This window comes from Plesiomonas sp. (assembly GCF_051652165.1).
GTDB lineage: Bacteria > Pseudomonadota > Gammaproteobacteria > Enterobacterales > CAMTGL01 > Plesiomonas.
In genome coordinates, this window is sequence record NZ_JBOFTR010000008.1 from 90,799 (window position 1) to 114,143 (window position 23,345).

Genomic DNA, 23,345 nt, shown 5'->3' on the forward strand with positions numbered 1-23,345 from the left:
ACTTAGGAGGTTTCATTGCTCAAACAACGCATTATTACCGCACTGATCTTAGTTCCCTTGGTCATTGCTGGTTTATTTAAATTATCGCCAGATTATTTTGCGATTTTGGCGTTAGCATTATGTATGTTAGCGGCATGGGAATGGGCACTGTTAGCGGGGTTTGAAAGTAAACCGATACGGGTTGCTATTGCTGTTATTTGCGGAGTAGGCTTAGGGGGATCGCTATGTGCAATACCTGTACAAGATGCTTCATTGTTACTGGATAATCTCTTTGTTAAATCAGTGCTGATGATCGCCCCGGTATGGTGGTTATTAGCACTCGGTATGGTATTGAGTTATCCCGCATCGGCGCGTTGGTGGCACAACGCAAAACGCGTGAAAGTCTTATTTGGTTTGCTGACATTAGTCCCATTTTTTTGGGGGCTGATTGTATTACGGATGTACGCGTATAGCATTGATAGCAATTTTGGTGCAGTCTGGATCTTATACGTATTGTTCCTTATTTGGGGCGCTGATTCAGGAGCCTATTTCTCAGGGAAAACATTCGGTAAACATAAACTTGCACCTAAAGTTTCACCGGGAAAAACGTGGGAAGGGGTGATCGGTGGTTTGGTAACCTCTGCCTTAATCGCCATTATTTTTGATCACTACTCACCGTTACAGGCCAGTACACACAGCCTAATTATAAGCTCAATTATTGCTGTTGCTGTTTCCGTATTAGGTGATCTGACTGAGAGCATGTTTAAACGAGAAGCCGGTGTAAAAGACAGTGGGCAAATTATGCCAGGGCATGGCGGAGTACTGGATAGAATTGATAGCCTGACAGCCGCAATACCTGTTTTTGCGTGTCTGCTACTGTTAGTCTTTTAATTATTACCAAACCGTATCATAACAAGGATAGATACATGACTGGCGCTCTTTGGAATTTACTGGCGTTTTTACTGGCGATTGGTATTTTAATTTCAGTGCACGAGTTCGGGCACTTTTGGGTTGCTCGTCGTTGTGGGATTAAAGTTGAACGATTCTCACTCGGTTTTGGTAAGGTCTTATGGCAAACCGTAGATAAACACGGCACAGAGTTTTCACTCTCACTCGTTCCGCTTGGCGGGTATGTCAAAATGTTGGATGAGCGTGTTGCGCCAGTACCTGAGGCATTACGCCACGAAGCTTTTAACACGAAACCCGTATGGCAGCGTGCCGCTGTGGTTGCAGCAGGGCCGATGGCTAACTTTTTGTTTGCCATTTTTGCTTACTGGATTGTTTTTTTAGTGGGCATACCGAGTGTTCACCCTGTTGTTGGGCAAGTTGCACCTAACTCGATTGCAGCTCACTCCGGTATTACCACTGGAATGGAACTAAAATCTGTTGCGGGTATCGAAACACCTGATTGGGAGTCAGTCAATCTTGCACTAGTCTCGCTCATTGGCGAAGACCATGCACAGATAGAAGTGAGTCAGTTTGGCTCACAAACGGTACAAAATAAAATGCTACAGCTCAATGGCTGGCATTTTGAGCCCGATAAAGAGACGGCCTTTGGCGCTCTCGGTATTACCCCGAAAGGGCCTGATATACTGCCTATTGTGACATCTATAGGTACAGGTTCAGCAGCCGAACATGCTGGCTTAAAGTTGGGTGATCATATAACAGCCATTAATGGTCAACCCTTAAAACAGTGGTCGGCCTTTGTTAACGCTGTACAAGATAATCCTGAAAAAGCATTATCACTCACAGTAGAGAGAGCCGGTCAAATCTTGACTATTGCGTTAATACCGCAAGTGCATACTGCACCAAATGGTCAGTTAGTTGGGTATGCAGGTATTGCACCCAAAGCATTACCTTTACCTGCAGAGTACAGTTTTGTACGGCAATTCGGTATTATAGACAGCATGGTAAAAGCAGCACAAAAAACCATGCAGTTATCTACACTCACTCTTGATATGCTAGGTAAGTTATTTACCGGTGATGTAGGGATAAAGAGCTTAAGTGGTCCGATTTCTATTGCGAAAGGCGCTGGAATGACTGCTGATTTTGGCTTTGTTTTTTATCTAGGGTTCTTAGCGTTAATCAGCGTGAACTTAGGGATTATTAATCTATTCCCACTGCCCGTTCTTGATGGTGGACATTTATTGTTCCTTGCCGTTGAAGGGTTGACAGGAAAACCGCTATCGGAAAAAGTACAGGAGTACAGTTTCCGATTCGGTACGGTACTATTGGTGTTGTTGATGGGCGTTGCGCTATTCAACGATTTTTCCCGCCTGTAAGCGGGGTAATTAGGAAGAACGCATAATAAAGATGGCGATGAAAAAACTGCTTCTTGCGTCGCTGCTTTTCAGCAGCGCCACCGCTTACGGTGCTGACCAATTTGTTGTTAAAGACATTCAATTCGAAGGGTTACAGCGTGTAGCAAAAGGTGCGGCACTGCTTAGTATGCCGATTCGAGTAGGTGATGAAGTTGACGACAATGAAGTCTCACAAGTCATTCGTGCGCTATTTGCTACCGGTAACTTTGAAGATGTCAAAGTACTACGAGATGGCAATACGCTCTTGGTACAAGTGAAAGAGCGGCCTACCATTGCGAGTGTCACTTTCTCTGGTAATAAAGCGATCAAAGAAGATGCGCTTAAGCAAAACCTTGAGTCATCAGGCATTCGTGTTGGTGAGGCGCTTGACCGTACTACCTTATCCTCTATCGAAAAAGGTCTAGAGGATTTTTACTACAGCGTCGGGAAATACAGCGCAAATGTTAAAGCGGTAGTTACACCACTACCACGCAACCGAGTTGACTTGAAATTAGTATTTACTGAAGGTGTGTCTTCGCACATTCAGCAGATTAATATTGTAGGGAATAAAGCCTTTACTACTGAGACCTTGTTATCACAATTCTCATTGCGTGATGAAGTGCCGTGGTGGAATTTAATGGGGGATCGTAAATACCAAAAGCAAAAGCTTGCGGGCGATCTTGAGACATTACAGACCTATTACCGTGATCATGGTTACACCAAATTTAAAATTGACTCAACACAAGTCAGTTTAAGCCCGGATAAAAAAGGTATCTATATCACCATTAACGTGAATGAAGGCGAGCAATACAAGCTAGAAAGCGTGCGTTTAATGGGGAATATGGCTGGCCATGCAGCAGCACTAGAGCAGTTAGTCAAAATTGAGCCCGGTGATCTGTATAACGGCACTAAAGTGACTCGTATGGAAGAGGATATCAAAGCTCTGCTGGGCCGTTATGGTTATGCGTATCCTAAAGTGATTACCGTGCCTGAGGTAGATGATAAGAACCAAACAGTCAAACTGGTGATGAATATTGACCCAGGTGAGCGTTTTTACGTACGTCGTATTCGCTTTGAAGGTAATGATATCACTAAAGATTCTGTATTACGCCGTGAAATGCGCCAAATGGAAGGTTCATGGTTAGCCAGTAACCAAGTTGAAACCGGAAAGGACCGTCTTAACCGTTTAGGGTACTTTGAAACGGTTGATACTGAAACGGTACGCGTACCTGGTAGCCCAGACCAAGTTGATATTGTGTACAAAGTTAAAGAACGCAATACCGGCAACCTTAACTTGGGTGTAGGTTACGGTACTGGGAGCGGTGTGAGCTTCCAAGTTGGTGTTCAGCAAGATAACTTCTTAGGTACAGGTAATAGCGTTGGTATTAACGCAGTACGTAATGGTTACGAAACGAATGCTGCATTTGAATATACCAACCCCTACTTCACCAAAGATGGTGTGAGTTTAGGTGGGCGTATTTTCTATAATGATTTCAAAGCAAACCAAAGTTATAGCTTGTCTCAGTATAACAATCGTAGTTATGGCGTTGATGGGTCATTAGGCTTTCCAATTAATGAATATAACAGCCTACAAACAGGAATAGGTTTTGTACACAACGATATCTCCAATATTACTCGTACGGTCAACATGCAATCGTATTTGAGTTCAATGGATGATTTCGAAGGTACTACGCTTTCAACCAATGATTTTCAGTTTAAAGCAGGCTGGAGCTACAACAGCTTAGACCGTGGTTACTTCCCAACAAAAGGGATGCGAATCAATTTTAACGGTAAAGTTACCACGCCAGGATCAGATAACCAGTTCTATAAATTGAACTTTGATATTGCCGGTTACTATCCGCTCGATCAAGATCGTAACTGGGTCTTGCTTGGCCGTTCACGTTTAGGCTTTGCTGATGGGTATGGTGATAAATCATTGCCATTTTACGAAAACTTCTACAGTGGTGGTTTTACCTCAGTACGTGGTTTCCGTACCAACTCAATTGGTCCAAAAGCGGTGTACTTATATAAACCTGGAACGGAAGAGCGTTGCGATCCTCGTACCGAAAAGTGTCAGTTTACTGGTTCAGATAACTCCGTGGGCGGTAACGCGATGGCAACAGCCAGCGTTGAGTTGATTGTACCAACACCGTTTATCAGTGATAAATATCGAAACTCAATTCGTACCTCTGTCTTTATGGATGCGGGTACGGTTTGGGATACCCACTGGAAAGACAGTTCAGCTATTTTGAATGGTCAAGACGTGGTCGATTCTGAATATCTTGGCGACTATGGTGATCCAAGCCGTATTCGCATGTCAGCGGGCATCGCGCTTCAATGGATGTCACCGCTAGGCCCGCTTGTATTCTCATACGCACAACCGTATAAGAAATATGAAGGTGACCGAATTGAGCAATTCCAGTTCAATATCGGTAGAACATTCTGATAGCATATTATCAAAATAAAGAAGTAAGGGGACAACGTTGAAAAAGTGGTTAAAAGCAGCTGGCGTAGGTCTGGCACTGATTGCATCAAGTACCGCTGTAAATGCAGCAGAACAGAAAATCGCGGTTGTTGACGTTGCGGGTGTTTTTCAGCAATTACCACAGCGCGAAAAAGTAGCTCGCCAACTTGAGTCTGAGTTCAAAGGGCGTGCTTCTGAACTGCAATCACTGGAAAAGCGTATCCGTGATCGTATGGAAAAACTCCAGCGTGATGGCAGCACCATGTCAAACAGTGATCGCACGAAAGCAGAGCGCGATTTAGCGCAGATGCAAGCTGATTTCAATTTGAAAGGCCGTGCTTTAGAAGAAGATAGCCGTCGTCGTCAGGCTGAAGAGCGCAATAAGATTCTGCGTCAAGTACAAGATGCAGTAAAAACTATTGCAAATAGAGAAGGTTATAGTGCAGTGATTGATACCAATGCGGTTGTCTTTGCACGTCCAGACATGGATATCTCTTCTCAAGTTGTCAAAATCGTAGGCAAGAAGTAATGTCAGGATACCGTCTTACGGAGCTGGCTGAACACGTAGGTGCAACAGTACATGGAGATGGCAATACTGTCATCTCCAGTATTGCCAGTCTTGAGCGTGCTCAATCAGGTCAAATCACGTTTCTATCAAACAGTAAATTCCGCCCACGCTTAGAGCAGTGCGCGGCGAGTGCTGTTGTTTTAACCGCAGACGATGTACCATTTTGCAACACTAACGCGCTCATTGTGGCAAATCCGTATTTGGCTTATGCACTGTTAGCACAATATATGGATACCACTCCACTGCCTGCACAAGATATTGCGCCAAGTGCGGTGATTGCGGCGAATGTACAGTTAGGGAAAAATGTCTCTGTTGGTGCGAATGCCGTGATAGAGTCTGGCGTGGTGCTCGGTGACGGTGTCGTGATTGGTGCAGGTTGCTTTATTGGTGAAGAGACACAGATTGGAGCCGGTAGCCGGTTGTGGGCTAACGTCTCGGTTTACCATAGTGTGACAATTGGTGAACATTGTCTTATCCAGTCAGGAACTGTGATTGGAGCTGACGGGTTTGGTTATGCTAATGATTGTGGCCGTTGGATTAAAATTCCACAACTTGGTCGAGTTTGTATTGGTAATCGTGTTGAGATTGGTGCATGTACATGTATCGATCGTGGTGCACTAGAAGATACCATTATTGAAGACGGTGCGATTATAGATAATTTATGCCAAATTGCTCATAATGTAGTAATTGGTGAAAACACTGCCGTTGCCGGGGGTGTTATTATGGCGGGCAGTTTAAAAATTGGCCGTCATTGTATGATTGGTGGTGCCAGCGTGATTAATGGTCACATGGAGATTTGCGATAAAGTCACCGTTACCGGTATGGGTATGGTGATGCGCCCCATCAGTGAACCAGGTATGTACTCGTCTGGTGTTCCTCTACAAACGAATAAGGCATGGCGTAAAACAGCAACCTTATTGATGAACATTGATGAGATGCACAAACGTCTCAAAATAGTAGAGCGGAAATTAGGAAAAGATAACGAATAGCGATTTGATTTCGTGACTTCCCTAAAACTGCTTTTACTCGCGGTTTTGCGTCATTAATAGACGGCCTGCCTTGTTGCAGGCCGTATTATTCATATGACAAGCACGTATTTTTCCCGCGTGTAGACATACCCGCTCAAGACTGACAAGAAACAGGAACAACACCTTGACGACTCAAGCTAACTCGTTATCCATTGAAGAAATTATTGATCTATTGCCACACCGCTATCCTTTTTTATTGATAGATCGTGTGCTGGACTATAAAGAGGGAGATTATCTGCATGCGTTAAAAAACGTGTCATTTAATGAGCCTTTTTTCCAGGGCCATTTCCCACAAAAACCAGTATTTCCAGGTGTTCTTATCCTTGAAGCGATGGCGCAGGCAACAGGCATTTTGGCATTTAAAACCTTTGGTAAGCCAAATGGAAACGAGTTGTACTATTTTGCCGCGATTGATCGTGCGCGCTTTAAGCGTCCTGTGTCGCCAGGTGATCAGATGATCTTTGAGGTTAAATTTATTAAAGAACGTCGTGGTATTGCACGTTTCACAGGTGTTGTCAAAGTCGATGGCGATGTCGTTTGTGAAGCTGATTTAATGTGTGCTCGTCGCGAGGTGTAAACACATGATCCATGAAACTGCCTTCATTCACCCATCATCACTTGTTGATGTTAGTGCCATCATTGGTGCGGGCGTTCATATTGGCCCGTTTTGCTGCGTAGGGGCAAACGTTGAGATAGGCGAAGGGACTGTACTCAAGTCTCATGTTGTGGTTAATGGACATACGCGTATTGGGCGTGATAACCAGATTTACCAGTTTGCATCGATTGGCGAGGCTAATCAGGATAAAAAATACCACGGTGAGCCAACACGCACTGAAATTGGTGATCGTAACGTGATCCGAGAGAGTGTGACAATTCACCGTGGCACAGTACAAGATACGGGTGTGACACGTATTGGTAATGATAACCTCTTAATGATTAATGCACATATTGCGCACGATTGTGTTGTAGGCAATAGCTGTATTTTTGCGAACAATGCCACTTTAGCGGGCCATGTTGAGGTGGGTGATTTTGCTATTGTGGGGGGAATGTCAGCGATACATCAGTTCTGCCGTATTGGGCCGCATGTGATGCTTGGCGGTGGTTCGATCGTGGTACAAGATGTTCCGCCATTTGTGATGGCGCAGGGAAATCATGCCTCGCCGTTTGGGGTGAATATTGAAGGGCTAAAACGTCGCGGATTTGAAAAACCGGTGCTACACGCTATTCGCAACGCTTATAAGCTGGTGTTCCGCAGCGGTAAAACAATGGATGAAGTGCGTCCGGAGTTAGCGGTATTGGCAGATACTCATCCTGAAGTACAGATTTTTGTGGCCTTTTTAGCCAACTCTACCCGTGGAATTATCCGATAAGTTGTTATGGATTTAGAGCAGAGATCGTTCTCAAGCGCCCAACCTTTGGTCATTGGTATTGTTGCGGGGGAGACCTCAGGCGATATTTTGGGTGCTGGATTAATCAGGGCATTGCGTGCGCAATATCCTGAGGCGCGTTTTGTCGGTATTGCTGGCCCACGTATGCAAGCTGAAGGCTGTGAAAGCTGGTTCGATATGGAAGAGCTGGCCATCATGGGGCTGGTTGAAGTGCTCAAACATTTGCCACGATTATTGAAAATTCGTCACCATTTAATTGAGCGATTTACCCAGTTACAGCCTGATGTTTTTGTGGGTATTGATGCACCTGATTTTAATATTGGTCTTGAGTTAAAGCTCAAGCAGCATGGTATTAAAACTGTGCATTATGTGAGCCCATCGGTCTGGGCATGGCGACAAAAGCGGATCTTTAAAATTGCAAAAGCTACTGATTTGGTATTGGCATTTTTACCGTTTGAAAAGGCCTTTTACGATCGCTTTCATGTTCCTTGTCAATTCATTGGCCATACTATGGCCGATGCTATGCCGCTTGATCCCGATAAAAATGCTGCTCGTGCGGTATTAGGTATTGATCCTGCTACATCTGTTTTAGCGGTGTTGCCGGGGAGTCGGGGCAGTGAAATTGAGATGCTAGCCGAGCCATTTTTACAAACAGCACAACGCTTACAAACGTTACGGCCTGATCTGCAGATTGTTGTTCCACTGGTGAATCATAAAAGGCGTGAGCAATTTTTAGCACTCAAAGCTGAAATAGCACCTGATTTAATACTGACTCTGCTTGACGGACAAGCTCGGGATGCGATGACTGCAGCAGATGCAACATTATTAGCATCAGGCACTGCTGCACTCGAATGTATGCTGGCAAAATCACCGATGGTCGTGGCTTATCGAGTAAAACCACTGACATATTGGTTAGCTAAAAAAATGGTAAAAACAGAGTTTGTCTCATTGCCAAACTTATTGGCAGGTAAAAAAATTGTGCCTGAGCTGATTCAAGAAGAGTGTACGGTTGAGCGTTTAACTGCCAAGTTGGGTATGTTGTTATCGCAAGATAATCGCTGTCTAAAGCGGATGTTCCGTGAGTTTCATCAGACTATCCGTTGCGATGCTGATCAACAGGCTGCCAATGCCGTGTTAGCGTTAGTGAATAAACATGACTGATATTTTTGTGTATCCCAATGCGGATTTTATTGCCGGTGTTGATGAAGTTGGGCGTGGCCCTTTAGTGGGCGCGGTAGTGACTGCCGCGGTTATTCTTGATCCCCAAAAACCGATTGTAGGTTTGGCTGACTCAAAAAAGCTCTCTGAGAAAAAACGCTTGGCGCTGTACGATGAAATTATTGAGAAAGCATTATCATGGAGTTTAGGGCGTGCTGAACCGCATGAGATTGATGAGCTCAACATTTTGCATGCGACGATGTTAGCAATGCAGCGCGCAGTGGACGGATTACCACTTCAGCCCGATTGTGTACTGATTGATGGTAATCGTTGCCCGCATTTGCTAATGCCAGCTTATGCGGTGGTAAAAGGCGATAGTAAGGTTGCTGAGATTAGCGCGGCCTCTATTTTGGCTAAAGTCACTCGTGATCGGGAAATGCAGGCTCTTGATCTTCGTTATCCGCAGTATGGTTTTGCTAAACATAAAGGCTATCCGACCGCAGAGCATTTACGTTTATTGGCTGAATATGGTGCAATTGATGAGTATCGCCGCAGTTTTGCACCCGTCAAGCGGGTATTGAGTCTGTAAATTCTACTTTTTAGCCGTATACGCTGTATACACCAACCGGTATACATAAAATAATGCAGTGCCTAGGCACAACTGGCTATGATATGTACACGTCAGTATGCGTTGACCCCTCTGTTTTTTCCAATATTTCCGCAAGGAGTGTTTCCTGATGGCACAACCCCGCTTTGTCCATTTACGGGTTCACAGTGATTACTCCATGATTGATGGGCTGGCTAAAACAGTACCATTAGTGAAAAAAGCTGCTGCATTAGGTATGCCAGCACTGGGTATTACCGACTTTACCAACCTGTGTGGCCTTGTTAAATTTTATGGTGCAGCGCATGGCGCAGGTGTAAAGCCAATTATTGGTGCTGATTTTTTACTGCTCAACCCATTATTAGGGGATGAGCTTAGTGAGATTACGGTACTTGCTGCGAATAATACAGGTTATCAAAACCTGACATTACTGATTTCACGAGCCTATCAACGCGGTTATATACAAAATAGCCCTGTCATTGATCGTGAGTGGTTAGCTGATTTAAATGAGGGGCTGATTTTATTATCAGGTGCGCGTCAAGGCGATGTAGGGAAATCATTGTTGCGTGGTAATCAGGTATTGGTTGATGAGTGTGTTGCGTTTTATCAAACCTATTTCCCTGACTGTTATTATCTTGAGCTGATCCGTACTGGTCGGCCTGATGAAGAGAGCTACTTGCATTTTGCTGTTGAGCTGGCAGCTAACAGAGGGTTGCCTGTTGTTGCAACTAATGATGTGCGGATCATTAGCCCTGATTTTTTTGATGCGCATGAAATCCGTGTTGCTATTCATGATGGCTATACACTTGATGATCCTAAACGACCTAAAAAATACAGTTCACAACAGTATTTGCGCAGCGAAGAGGAGATGTGTGCTCTATTTGCTGATATTCCTCAAGCATTAGAAAACACAGTGGAAATTGCTAAACGCTGTAATGTAACAGTGCGTTTAGGTGAGTATTTTTTGCCTCAATTTCCAACGGGAGACATGAGCACAGAAGATTTTCTAGTGCTAAAGTCACGTGAAGGATTAGAGAAACGATTAGCGTTTTTATTCCCTGACTCGCATATCCGCGCTGAGCGCCGGCCTGAGTATGATGAGCGTTTACAAATTGAGCTAGATGTTATCAACCAGATGGGGTTTCCGGGTTACTTTTTGATTGTGATGGAGTTTATCCAGTGGTCAAAAGATAACGGTATTCCGGTTGGACCAGGGCGAGGTTCAGGAGCCGGTTCACTAGTGGCGTATGCACTGAGTATTACTGATCTTGATCCGCTGGAATTTGATCTGCTGTTCGAGCGTTTTTTGAACCCTGAGCGTGTTTCCATGCCCGACTTTGATGTCGATTTTTGTATGGATAAGCGTGATCAGGTGATTGATCATGTGGCTGAAATGTATGGCCGTGAAGCAGTATCGCAAATCATTACGTTTGGTACGATGGCGGCTAAAGCGGTTATTCGTGATGTAGGGCGAGTACTCGGCCACCCGTATGGTTTTGTTGATCGCATTTCAAAATTAGTGCCGCCAGATCCGGGTATGACACTGGAAAAAGCCTTTGAAGCAGAGCCACAGTTGCAAGAAGTGTACGATGCCGACGAAGAGGTGCGTGCGCTGATTGATATGGCGCGTAAGCTCGAAGGGGTAACACGTAATGCCGGTAAGCATGCCGGAGGTGTGGTGATTGCACCCACTAAAATTACTGACTTTGCACCACTGTATTGTGACTCGGAAGGAAATCATCCGGTTACTCAGTTTGATAAAAATGATGTGGAATATGCCGGTTTAGTTAAGTTTGACTTTCTGGGGTTACGCACATTAACCATTATTAACTGGGCGTTGGAGATGATTAATCCGCGCCTTGAAAAAGAGGGATTACCCCCTGTTGATATTACGGCGATTCCGTTAACGGATCAGCCCTCTTTTGACCTGTTGCAACGCTCAGAAACCACAGCCGTATTCCAGCTTGAATCGCGTGGGATGAAAGATCTGATTAAACGCCTCAAGCCTGACTGTTTTGAGGATATGATTGCTCTGGTGGCGCTGTTCCGCCCAGGCCCGCTACAGTCGGGGATGGTAGATAACTTTATTGACCGTAAACATGGTCGTGAAGCGATATCCTACCCTGATGTTGAGTGGCAACATGCTTCACTCAAGCCGATTCTTGACCCAACTTACGGTATTATTCTGTATCAAGAGCAAGTGATGCAGATTGCGCAGACCCTCTCTGGCTATACACTGGGTGGTGCAGATATGTTGCGCCGTGCGATGGGTAAAAAACAGCCAGAGGAGATGGCTAAGCAACGTGGCACGTTCAAAGAGGGAGCGGAGAATAATCACGTTGATGGCGAGTTGTCGATGAAGATCTTTGATCTGGTAGAGAAGTTTGCCGGTTATGGATTTAACAAATCACACTCTGCGGCTTATGCTCTGGTATCGTACCAAACATTGTGGTTAAAAACGCACTATCCGGCTGAGTTTATGGCGGCGGTAATGACTGCCGATATGGACAATACCGATAAAATTGTCGGTTTAGTCGAAGAGTGCCGCCGGATGGGGCTGAAGATCTTATCACCTGATGTTAATAGTGGACATTACCGTTTTCATGTTAACCCAGAAGGTGAGGTTGTTTACGGTATTGGTGCGGTAAAAGGGGTAGGTGAAGGCCCGATTGAGGCGATTATTGAGGCACGTAATCGAGGTGGTTATTTTAAAGATTTATTTGATTTTTGTGCCCGTGTCGATGTTAAACGGATTAACCGCCGCATTTTAGAAAAGTTGATTTTATCTGGCGCAATGGACAGACTCGGCCCACACCGTGCGGCGTTAATGGCAACGCTTGCTGAAGCGTTAAAAGCGGCTGATCAACATGCCAAAGCCGAGGCTCTAGGGCAGGCCGATATGTTCGGCGTGTTGGCTGATGCGCCTGAACAAGTGGAAAAAGCCTATGCGAATGTACCTGTCTGGCCAGATCAAGTTTGGCTAGAGGGGGAGCGTGAAACACTAGGGCTGTACTTAACCGGACACCCTATTACTCAATATTTGAAAGAGATTGAGCGATATGTTCCCGCACGTTTAAAAGACATGGTCGCCTCACCACGTGGTCAGGTAACTTCTGCAGCAGGGTTAGTGGTTGCAGCACGCGTGATGACGACTAAACGGGGTTCACGGATAGGGCTATTAACGCTAGATGATCGTTCAGGTCGCTTAGAGGTAATGCTCTATTCTGATGCGTTGGATAAGTATCAACAATTAATAGAAAAAGATAAAATTCTGATTGTAACCGGACAGGTCAGCTTTGATGACTTCTCTGGTGGACTTAGAATGACCGCCAGAGAAGTACTGGACATTGGCGAGGCACGGGAAAAATACATTCGTAGCCTTGCTATCTCGTTAACAGACAGGCAAATTGATGACCAGTTTTTTAGCCGTTTCCGACAGGCACTAGAGCCATATCGTGCGGGAAGTGTGCTAGTAAATATCTATTACCAGCGAGACGATGCACAGGTTCGTTTACGTTTGGGCACTGAATGGCGTGTAACACCATCCGATCAACTGTTACTTAGCCTGCGTACGCTGGTTGGGTCTGAACAGGTCGAGCTAGAGTTTGACTAGGACAAACATAATTATGAGTCTGAATTTTCTGGATTTCGAACAGCCGATTGCCGAATTGGAAGCTAAAATTGATTCGCTTCGCTCGGTAAATCGCCAAAATGAAAAAATGGATTTTGATCTTGATGATGAAATCCGCCGCTTACAGGAAAAAAGCATTGAGCTAACCCGTAAGATTTTTGCTGATTTAGGTGCATGGCAGGTGGCGCAACTGGCTCGTCATCCTCGCCGCCCCTATACGCTGGATTATATTGAGCATATTTTTACTGAATTTGATGAATTAGCCGGAGATCGTGCTTTTGCCGATGATAAAGCGATTGTCGGTGGAATCGCTCGTTTAGATGATCGCCCTGTGATGGTTATTGGCCACCAAAAAGGGCGTGAAACACGAGAGAAAATTCGCCGAAATTTTGGTATGCCAGCCCCTGAGGGGTATCGAAAAGCTCTGCGTTTAATGAAAATGGCCGAGCGTTTTAATCTGCCGATTATCACCTTTATTGATACGCCAGGGGCTTATCCGGGTGTAGGTGCAGAAGAGCGTGGCCAGTCAGAAGCGATTGCACACAATTTAAAAGTGATGTCGACGCTGAAAGTGCCGGTTATCTGTACGGTCATTGGCGAAGGTGGTTCGGGTGGTGCACTGGCTATTGGCGTTGGCGATAAAGTGAATATGCTGCAATACAGTACTTATTCTGTGATCTCTCCGGAAGGCTGTGCTTCAATTTTGTGGAAAAGCGCCGATAAAGCTCCTTTGGCCGCAGAAGCGATGGGCATTACTGCACCGCGTCTGCACGAGCTGGGTTTGGTTGACAGTGTGATCCCTGAACCACTTGGCGCTGCACACCGTGATGTGTTAGCAATGGCAGATGCACTGCGTGCGCAGTTGACACAAGATTTGTCTGATCTTGATGTGCTTGATACAGATATGTTGCTTGATCGCCGTTATCATCGTTTGATGAATTACGGTTATTGCTAATTACGCAGGCAATTTACATTCAAGTGATGGCTATGATGTTTATTCTATTTTGTCATCACAAAAATGGCGGCTATATGCCGCTATTTTTATAGGTAAAGTTTGTCGCTTAAGATTGTGCAGATAACATACAATAAAAATATTTATATCAAAGAAAGTGCATTTTTATCAATTTTGTTTGATATAGGAAGTTTTTCTCATATCAAAAGCGTGTTAGCCTTGCCTCCTCAAAATTTTGCACTGATAGCATGAAACCACATTCTTTATAATGCGAGATCAATCTTACCGAGTGGGTGAGTGGCTAGTTTCTGCCGCCGATAATAAATTAGTTCGTGGTGATCGGGTTTTGGTGGTTGAACCACGACTCGTCGATATGCTTTGTTATTTTTCTACCCATCCGGGAGAAGTACTGAGCCGTGATGAGCTAATTGATAATATCTGGACGCGTAATATCGTTACTCCACATGTGGTTACGCAGTGTATTTCAGAGTTACGTAAAAGTTTAAAAGATGGCCGAGCTGATGCACCTGAATATATTATGACGGTGCCAAAGCGTGGTTATCGCCTTGTTGCACCTGTCACCCTGTGTATGCCTTATGATCGCCTTGATAGCCGTTTTGAACACAGCGTTGAGCCAAATAGTGCAGCTCATGCTCCCAATATATTGGATACCCGTGATTTACTGACAATACCACTCTCTTCAGTCAACATGACATCAGAGATGATGTTCGGTTTGCCGCATGACAAAACTGAGCATACCGAGCAGACACAAAATCCGTCTGTAACAGGCGATGCTACACTTGCTACCCATGGGCACTATGCGCCCACCTTCGCGACAACAAATGGGGCAGATCGTGTGTCAGAAAGTCAAACAATGGCTGTCTTGACAAAAACAGAGGATGTTACTGCATCTGCTCACTCTTCTACTCGTTGGCGAACTGCATTTATTGCGCTATTTCTGGCTATTCTTGCAGGGATATCGCTCTATTTTTTATCGCCAACTCGCCAAAATGCCCCGCTATTGATGAATCCAAATGATATTGAGATTCAATGGGTTGCGAATAAAGAGACTCCGTGTGCAGATAGCCAAGAGGCGATTGGGAGTGTCAATGGGTTACTATCGCAAGCACTCAATAACTACAGTGTATATACAGCACATGATATGACCAATTATATTGGCCACGGTTTACCTACTGCAGGTAAAACGATTTATGCACAGTTTGAGCATTTGCAGCATCATTCAGCAACTCAGTGCTTTTTAGCTATTTCGTTAGTCAATAATGCGACTAAAAAAACATTAATGAGCAAGCGGTATATTATTACCGAAACAAATTTATTGACGGTGCAGATTGATGTCATTAATCATGTTTTTGCTGTCTTAGGGTTATCTCCTCCGGTAGGATTACTTGACCGCTTAAGCCAAGTTGCACCACAAGATGGTGGGGCATTACGTCAGTATTACCATGCTCATCGGTTGTTGCAAAATGGTGATATCAATTCGCTTTTATCCGCACGTGAGTTATTGCAGTCATTGTTAAAACGTTATCCAAATTTTGTATATGCCCAAGCAGAATTACTCTTGAATAATATGGTATTAATGACGCTGCAACCGGCGAAAAATTATACTGAGCTTCGCCATGATTTTAAACAGCAATTAACGGCATTAACCAATAACCCTGCACTACAGGGGAATCCAATTTTATTGCAGTTGCAGGCGCTATTTCAGTTAATTAACGGTAATTTGGCCATGGCACAGACATATGCTGAACAGGCAGTGAGGTTGGAAAAAAACTGGTTATCTTATGTTATTTTAGGCAAAGTGTATGAGTTAGAGGGGTTGTTTAGTGACGCCTCTGATGCTTATCTGTCTGCTTATAGTCAACAACCTGGCCCAGGCACATATTATTGGATTAAATACGCTATTTTCCAAAGTGATTTAAATGCGGTGGCGTTTTATCTCAATAATGAGTCGTATGAGTAATTAAGCAGTACAGTGCATCACTGTACTGCATACTTTCTTTTGCTATTTAGTTTCTTTTAAATCGACTTTATTCGACCACGCAATGTTGTTCTTTGTGTAGATTATTCTCGTCTCGTCTCGTCTCGTCTCGTCTCGTCTCGTCTCGTCTCGTCTTTTTTCTTCTTTGCTATATCGCATGTTCTGTATTCTTTTCAAATTGGCACTTTGCTGTATATCTCCTTTTTTATTGAGCCATGTCTGAGTCGGTATTTATACCGTTATGTCTGTGTAGCGTAATTTAGGCGTAAAAGAAGATGGGGGAGTGTGGGGTCTATTGTTGACGCGAGACAATATATTCATAAATAGGCACTTAATGGCCGTAAATATGTTGTTCTCATATGGAAAAAGAGCAGAGCAGAAGTGAATAGAAATGGAGGGTTTGGCATTATTCATTCAAGTGGCTATAGATGGCGTGTGAAATTCATGTTTTTTCTGTATACGATGTTTTACTTTGCTAAATATCTTTAAACAAGAATGGTTAAAATAAAATAAATGCTATCAAAATACCTATTTTAGGTCTTGATAAGAAGAAAAGAACAGGTGTGCGGTTTGTATCTTAATATATTGACTATGGGTGATGTAACATGAAAACCATGCGTTTATTTACATAATGAAATGTCTATCAACGTATTGATTTATTTAGTTTATGTTTGTATTTTTTGTATTTTTTGTGTTTTTTGTGTTTTTTGTGTTTTATGGTTACATTTTGACGCAAGGGTAAAGAGGTACTATTTGTGTCATTTCTTGATATGGGCGAAGAAGTTTATTTTTAGTTTAGGACTTTCATTTTTTCGATGGCTATATTTATCCCACAAAAGAGCTTGGTCGTAATTAAACGATATTGCGTGATTTTATTTTCACTAAGGATCTTTTGTTAGCCTGAGAATACACATGCATGTGTGTATGTTTTATCAGCATGGTGTATGAGTTTATCTAACAGGTGATGGGATCTGTTTTGTTAAGGTGCTAAAGCGTCAGTTTTGCTGTGAATACGTTATTGTATTATTGCTCGATATGTAGAGCCATTGATAAATAATCCAATCAGTAAAATATTACGTTTATTTAACTTTATAGAAGAATGTAGCAGGCTGGTGTAGTTCACGATGATGCTATATCAGTAACGTAGTCATTACTCTGTATATGATGGAAATATATCAAATACAGTTCAGTGATGGTGAAATTTCAAAAAAATGAAGTTCAGGAGTCACCATGTCATCGACGAAAAAAATCGGTTTACTTGCCTGTACGGGGGTTGTTGCCGGTAATATGATGGGAAGCGGTATTGCGTTATTACCTGCTAACTTAGCACGTATTGGTTCTATTTCTATTTGGGGTTGGGTTATTTCCCTGATTGGCGCAATGTCATTAGCTTATGTATATGCGCGCTTGGCAACTAAAAACCCGCAAGAAGGTGGCCCTATTGCTTATGCCGGTGAGATTGCTCCGGTATTTGGTTTTCAGACCGGTGTTCTGTATTACCATGCTAACTGGATTGGTAATTTGGCTATCGCAATTACGGCGGTTGCTTACTTATCTACATTCTTCCCTATTTTAAACCAACCTGTTGCGGCAGGTATCGCGTGTATTGCAGCGGTATGGTTCTTTACCTTTATTAACCTGCTAGGTGGTTCTTGGGTAAGCCGTTTGACCAGTATCGGTTTGATTTTGGTACTGATTCCTGTTGTTGCAACCGCTATTTTTGGTTGGGCTTGGTTTGATTCTGCAACATATGTTGCTAACTGGAATACGACTAGCGAGCCAAGTACAAAAGCGATTATCAGTTCAGTGTTGCTATGCCTGTGGGCGTTTGTGGGTGTGGAATCTGCTGCGGTCAGTACCGGTATGGTAGACAATCCACAGCGTACCGTACCAATGGCTACCATGCTGGGTACTGGTCTGGCGGGTATTATCTACATCCTAGCAACTCAAGTGATGTCAGGGATGTTCCCTGCTGCTGAAATGGCTGCTTCTGGTGCACCGTTTGCAGTAAGTACATCTAAAATGGTGGGCTCTTGGGCTGCACCTCTGGTCTCTGCATTTACTGCTATTGCCTGTCTGACTTCTCTGGGTTCTTGGATGATGCTAGTTGGTCAAGCCGGTGCACGTGCAGCACAAGATGGTAACTTCCCAGCGGTATACGGCGAAATGGACAAGAACGGTGTGCCAAAGAAAGGGTTGATCTTAGCATCTTGTAAAATGACGGCGCTGATGGTTTTGCTAACAGTCGCAAGCTCTAGTGGTGCAAATGCATCTGATCTGTTTGGTCAACTAACGGGTATCGCAGTACTGCTGACCATGCTGCCGTATTTCTATTCAGCAGTGAACTTAATTCGTTTTGAAGGCGCAACAACCCGCAGTGTACTGAGTATTGTTGCTTCTATTATCGCCGCAGCCTTCTGTTTCATTGCTTTGGCCGGTGCAACATCTGTTCAGTTGACAGCCACTTTCATTGTCAGCCTGATTATTCTGATGTTCTATGCCAACAAAATTGGTCGTAAAAGCGCAGCAACAAAAGCTGCGTAATGATAAGTCTGATTGAAAAATAGCTAAACCATATCCTCAAAGCGTACTGTCACACTCAATGTTATCTCTGACAGAAGAGGTGGCAGTACGATATAAAGTAAGGGTTATATAATGAATATTATTGCTATCATGAACCACATGGGTGCGTTCTTTAAAGAAGAGCCAATCCGTGAACTGCACGCATCTTTAGAAGATAAAGGTTTTCAAGTTGTTTATCCAAATGACCGTGAAGATCTCTTAAAATTGCTGGAAAACAATGCTCGCGTTGCGGGTGTGGTATTTGACTGGGATAACTATAGCCTAGATCTGTGCCGTGATATCAATGAGCTAAACGAAAAACTGCCTCTGTTTGCGTTTGCAAATACTCACTCTAGCTTGGATGTTAGCCTAAGTGATCTGCGTCTAAATGTAACGTTCTTTGAATACGCACTCGATATGGCTTCAGACATTACACTGAAAATTGAGCAAGCTGTTGCCGCTTATATTGATGATATTCTGCCTCCGCTAACGAAAGCACTGTTCAAATATGTAGATGAAGGTAAGTACACGTTCTGTACTCCTGGTCACATGGGTGGTACTGCGTTCCAGAAATCTCCAGTGGGTAGCATTTTCTATGACTTCTTTGGTGAGAATACCATGAAGTCTGACATCTCTATTTCTGTCGGTGAGCTTGGCTCTTTGTTAGACCACTCAGGTCCACACAAAGAAGCAGAAGAGTATATTGCACGTACTTTCAACGCTGAACGCAGCTACATGGTGACTAACGGTACATCAACAGCAAACAAAATTGTTGGTATGTACTCCGCGCCAGCGGGCAGCACCATCATGATTGACCGTAACTGCCATAAATCATTGACGCACCTGTTGATGATGAGTGATGTGACTCCGTTGTATTTCCGCCCAACCCGTAACGCTTACGGTATTTTGGGTGGTATTCCACACAGTGAATTTACACGTAAAGCCATTGAGCAGAAAATTGCTGAAACACCTAACGCAGAGTGGCCAGTTCACGCCGTAGTAACTAACTCAACTTACGATGGTTTGCTGTACAATACTGATACCATCAAGAAAACTCTGGATGTTAAGTCTATCCACTTTGACTCTGCATGGGTTCCTTATACCAACTTCCACCCAATCTATCAGGGCAAGTGTGGTATGAGCGGTGATCGTGTACCAGGTAAAGTATTCTACGAAACCCAGTCTACTCACAAGTTGCTGGCTGCGTTCTCTCAGGCTTCGATGATTCACGTTAAAGGTGATATCAACGAAGAGACCTTCAGCGAAGCGTACATGATGCACACCTCTACTTCTCCGCACTACGGTATTGTGGCTTCCACTGAAACCGCAGCGGCAATGATGAAAGGTAATGCCGGTAAGCGCCTGATCCAAGGCTCTATCGATCGTGCTATCCGTTTCCGTAAAGAGATCAAACAACTGCGCGCAGAGTGTGATGGTTGGTTCTTTGATGTATGGCAGCCAGAAAGTGTTGATGAAGTGGCTTGCTGGAACTTAGATCCAAAAGAGAGCTGGCATGGCTTCAAGAACATTGATGAAAATCATATGTTCCTTGACCCAATCAAAGTGACGTTGCTGACCCCAGGTTTAAGCAAAACCGGTTCACTCGAAGAGCAAGGTATTCCAGCATCGTTAGTGGCTAAGTTTCTAGACGATCGTGGTATCATTGTTGAGAAAACAGGCCCTTATAACTTGTTATTCTTGTTCAGTATCGGTATCGATAAGACCAAGGCACTGAGCCTGCTGCGTGGTCTAACCGAGTTCAAACGTTGCTACGATCTGAACATGAAGGTGAAGAACATTCTACCAAGCGTGTATGCCTCTAATCCTGAGTTCTATGCAGAAATGCGTATTCAGGAATTGGCACAAGGCATTCACAAGCTGATTTGCCATCATAATCTGCCAGAGCTGATGTATACTGCATTTGAAGTACTGCCAAAGCAGATCATGACACCACATGCAGCATTCCAACAAGAGCTACGTGGTCACGTAGAAGAGTGCTATCTGGAAGAGATGGTCGGTAAGATCAACGCCAACATGATCCTTCCATACCCACCAGGTGTTCCACTGGTGATGCCAGGTGAGATGATCACCGAAGAGAGCCGCCCAGTGCTAGAGTTCTTGCAAATGCTGTGCGAAATTGGGGCTCATTTCCCAGGTTTTGAAACTGATATCCACGGTGCATATCGTCAAGATGATGGCCGTTACACAGTGAAAATCATCAAGCAGTAATTTATATATACAAAAAACGGCGCATAAAGCGCCGTTTTTTTTACCTTACGTTCATAAAATCTTATATTCTTAACCTATTCTACTTTACTTATTACAATGAAACGCTGATTGCCCTGCTGCGCGTTCGGAGCACGTAATTGATGAAAAATGTACTGTCTATCCAATCTCATGTGGTTTATGGCTATGCGGGGAATAAAGCCGCAGTATTACCGATGCAATTATTGGGTGTTGATGTGTGGCCATTGCATACGGTGCAATTTTCCAATCATACCCAATATAAAAAATGGCAAGGTATGGTATTCCCACAAGAGCAAATTGGTTTGCTTACCCAAGGAATGGATGAGATTGGTGTACTCAATGAGTGCGATGCTGTGTTATCTGGGTATATCGGTGCAGCAGAGCAGGGGCAATCTATTTTAGCAGCAGTGCGTGCGGTAAAAGCAAAAAATCCTCAAGCACTCTATTTTTGTGATCCGGTTATGGGGCATCCGGAAAAAGGCTGTATTGTAGCCGATGGCGTAGCTGAGTTCCTTGCTCGTGATGCCGTACCTTGTGCCGATGTATTAGCTCCCAACCTTATTGAGCTACAAATTTTGTCAGGTATGGCGGTTGATAATTTTGATCAAGCCGTTGCTGCTGCACAGCATTTACTGACGCGTGGGCCTAAAATGGTATTGGTAAAACACCTTAGCCGCGCGGGTAAAAACTCAACTCAATTTGAGATGCTACTGGTGAGCCAGCAGCAAATACTGCATATTAGCCGGCCACTGCATGATTTTGATCGTCAACCTGTTGGGGTTGGTGATCTTACTAGCGCCGTGTTTTTAGCCAATTTGCTCAATGGTAAAACCGAACAAGATGCCTTTGAGCATACTACCAATGCCATTAATGATGTGATGACGTGTACACAAAAAAATCAAAAATATGAACTCCAAATTGTTGCTGCGCGTGAGCATATTGTGAACCCTGTCAGTCAATATCGGGCACAAGTGCTTTGATCCTTGCATCCTAACCTATTGAGCGATAACGTGCGTACGGGTAGCTAAGATATTAGCTACCCGTATTGCTATAATAGTCTGTGTAATTATTGTGGTGCGCTTACCGATAACAGGCTGTTATCTCCTCTTTGTGCTGATCCAGATTAATGACCTTGAAAATCTTATGAACAGCGATCTTATTCTGACACATGCTGCAGAGTGCCTCGGGCAAGATACTCGTATCTTGGTCGCGTACAGTGGCGGTGTTGACTCAACAGTTCTGCTGCATGTTATGGTGCGTTTGCGCGCACTTAACCCTTCACGGGTATTGCGGGCAGTGCATGTTCATCACGGCTTAAGCCCTAATGCAGATCTGTGGGCTGAACACTGTACGCAAATTTGTGCGCAGTGGGGCGTACCGCTTGATGTGGTACACGTACACGTGCAAAAAACGCAGACTAGCCTAGAGGCCTCGGCTCGTGATGCCCGTTATCAGGCCATCAGTAGTTTACTTGTTGCCGGAGAGAGCGTAGTTACCGCCCAACATTTAGATGACCAGATGGAGACTGTGCTGTTGGCGCTAAAACGCGGCAGTGGCCCGGCCGGTTTAGCCGCAATGACCGATCGAATGCCATTTACTCGTGGGCAGCAATTACGCCCGTTGTTGAAAGTGACCCGTGCTGAAATAGAGGCCTATGCACAGCACAATCAACTACGCTGGATTGAGGATGAAAGTAATGCCGACCCGCGTTTTGACCGTAATTTCCTGCGTTTGCACGTTCTTCCCACGTTAACCCAGCGTTGGCCACATATTGGCGATGCAATGGCTCGCAGTGCTGCGTTATGTGGTGAGCAAGAGGCTTTGCTCGATGAATTGCTACTCGAATCACTGCAAGCGTTGTTGGATGATGATGAATCCATTGAAATTGATGGCCTTAAAGCGATGTCTGACTTTAAACGGCAAGCTGTGCTGCGCCGTTGGTTCTCTTGCTTAGGGGTATTAATGCCATCGCGCGAGCAACTGCAACGGTTGTGGGCGCAAGTAGCGTTGGCACGTGCTGATGCTGACCCTATTTTAGGCATTCAGCAGTGGCAAATTCGCCGTTTTAAGCAACGCTTATACTTGCTACCACAAATGCAATCACTGCACGATACTGTATATATGTGGAACGGTTTAAGTGCATTAACGTTGCCAGATCATCTTGGTGAATTGCGGCTGCAAAGTGGTGGAATTACTGTGCGCGCTCCGCTACCGGCTGAGTTTGTCAGCATCCGTTTTCGGGCTCAGGGGAAGTTTCATATTGTTGGGCGTAACGGCTCACGTCAGCTAAAAAAGCTTTGGCAAGAGAACCAGATCCCACCGTGGCAGCGTGATCGCATTCCACTGCTGTTTTATGGCGAAACCTTAATTGCGGCATTAGGTGTCTTTGTCACCCATGAAGGGCAGGCTGTTGAAAAAGAGCCACAGTGGCAAATTTATTGGGCAAGGCCATGGCTTTGTTGATA

The 23,345-nt window shown here is 44.3% G+C and carries 16 protein-coding genes; all 16 read left to right on the forward strand.

The features are described from left to right. Positions 1–15 precede the first annotated feature (15 nt). The gene (gene cdsA, locus ACRC53_RS07060) at positions 16–870 is read left to right on the forward strand and encodes a phosphatidate cytidylyltransferase (RefSeq protein ID WP_438642783.1); all 855 of its coding nucleotides are present in this window, start codon (positions 16–18) and stop codon (positions 868–870) included. A gap of 35 nt (positions 871–905) precedes the next feature. Then, complete coding sequence (gene rseP / locus ACRC53_RS07065; RefSeq protein WP_438642784.1) at positions 906–2,261, forward strand: sigma E protease regulator RseP; 1,356 nt, start codon at positions 906–908, stop codon at positions 2,259–2,261. A 31-nt stretch (positions 2,262–2,292) separates the two neighbouring features. Beyond that, positions 2,293–4,725 carry an outer membrane protein assembly factor BamA gene (gene bamA / locus ACRC53_RS07070; protein WP_438642785.1) on the forward strand — a complete coding sequence of 811 codons (2,433 nt, stop codon included), beginning with the start codon at positions 2,293–2,295 and terminating at the stop codon, positions 4,723–4,725. A 37-nt stretch (positions 4,726–4,762) separates the two neighbouring features. After that, a complete protein-coding gene (locus ACRC53_RS07075) occupies positions 4,763–5,272 on the forward strand; it encodes an OmpH family outer membrane protein (RefSeq protein ID WP_438642786.1) in 510 nt (169 codons plus the stop codon). Beyond that, positions 5,272–6,300, forward strand: a complete 1,029-nt coding sequence (lpxD, locus tag ACRC53_RS07080) for a UDP-3-O-(3-hydroxymyristoyl)glucosamine N-acyltransferase (RefSeq protein ID WP_438642787.1) — start codon at positions 5,272–5,274, stop codon at positions 6,298–6,300. The genes ACRC53_RS07075 and lpxD overlap by 1 nt, the downstream gene beginning before the upstream one ends. Positions 6,301–6,463: 163 nt before the next feature. Next, positions 6,464–6,916 (forward strand): 3-hydroxyacyl-ACP dehydratase FabZ, encoded by a 453-nt coding sequence (gene fabZ / locus ACRC53_RS07085; RefSeq protein WP_438642788.1) that lies wholly within the window; start codon positions 6,464–6,466, stop codon positions 6,914–6,916. Between the two features lie 4 nt (positions 6,917–6,920). Then, entirely contained in the window at positions 6,921–7,709 is a 789-nt protein-coding gene (gene lpxA / locus ACRC53_RS07090) for an acyl-ACP--UDP-N-acetylglucosamine O-acyltransferase (RefSeq protein WP_438642789.1), read from the forward strand. 6 nt (positions 7,710–7,715) lie between these two features. Then, positions 7,716–8,888 (forward strand): lipid-A-disaccharide synthase, encoded by a 1,173-nt coding sequence (gene lpxB, locus ACRC53_RS07095; protein ID WP_438642790.1) that lies wholly within the window; start codon positions 7,716–7,718, stop codon positions 8,886–8,888. Further along, positions 8,881–9,474, forward strand: a complete 594-nt coding sequence (rnhB, locus tag ACRC53_RS07100; protein WP_438642791.1) for a ribonuclease HII — start codon at positions 8,881–8,883, stop codon at positions 9,472–9,474. The genes lpxB and rnhB overlap by 8 nt, the downstream gene beginning before the upstream one ends. A gap of 148 nt (positions 9,475–9,622) precedes the next feature. Then, positions 9,623–13,102, forward strand: coding sequence for a DNA polymerase III subunit alpha (dnaE, locus tag ACRC53_RS07105; RefSeq protein ID WP_438642792.1), 3,480 nt, complete (start codon positions 9,623–9,625; stop codon positions 13,100–13,102). A 13-nt stretch (positions 13,103–13,115) separates the two neighbouring features. After that, positions 13,116–14,075, forward strand: coding sequence for an acetyl-CoA carboxylase carboxyl transferase subunit alpha (gene accA / locus ACRC53_RS07110; RefSeq protein WP_438642793.1), 960 nt, complete (start codon positions 13,116–13,118; stop codon positions 14,073–14,075). A 265-nt stretch (positions 14,076–14,340) separates the two neighbouring features. Next, the gene (gene cadC / locus ACRC53_RS07115; protein ID WP_438642794.1) at positions 14,341–16,053 is read left to right on the forward strand and encodes a lysine decarboxylation/transport transcriptional activator CadC; all 1,713 of its coding nucleotides are present in this window, start codon (positions 14,341–14,343) and stop codon (positions 16,051–16,053) included. 1,248 nt (positions 16,054–17,301) lie between these two features. Next, positions 17,302–18,615 (forward strand): cadaverine/lysine antiporter, encoded by a 1,314-nt coding sequence (cadB, locus tag ACRC53_RS07120; protein WP_438642795.1) that lies wholly within the window; start codon positions 17,302–17,304, stop codon positions 18,613–18,615. Positions 18,616–18,726: 111 nt separating this feature from the next. Then, positions 18,727–20,862, forward strand: a complete 2,136-nt coding sequence (cadA, locus tag ACRC53_RS07125) for a lysine decarboxylase (RefSeq protein WP_438642796.1) — start codon at positions 18,727–18,729, stop codon at positions 20,860–20,862. A gap of 140 nt (positions 20,863–21,002) precedes the next feature. Then, positions 21,003–21,860, forward strand: coding sequence for a pyridoxal kinase PdxY (gene pdxY, locus ACRC53_RS07130; protein ID WP_438642797.1), 858 nt, complete (start codon positions 21,003–21,005; stop codon positions 21,858–21,860). A gap of 163 nt (positions 21,861–22,023) precedes the next feature. After that, complete coding sequence (gene tilS / locus ACRC53_RS07135; RefSeq protein WP_438642798.1) at positions 22,024–23,343, forward strand: tRNA lysidine(34) synthetase TilS; 1,320 nt, start codon at positions 22,024–22,026, stop codon at positions 23,341–23,343. The last annotated feature ends 2 nt before the right edge of the window (positions 23,344–23,345 follow it).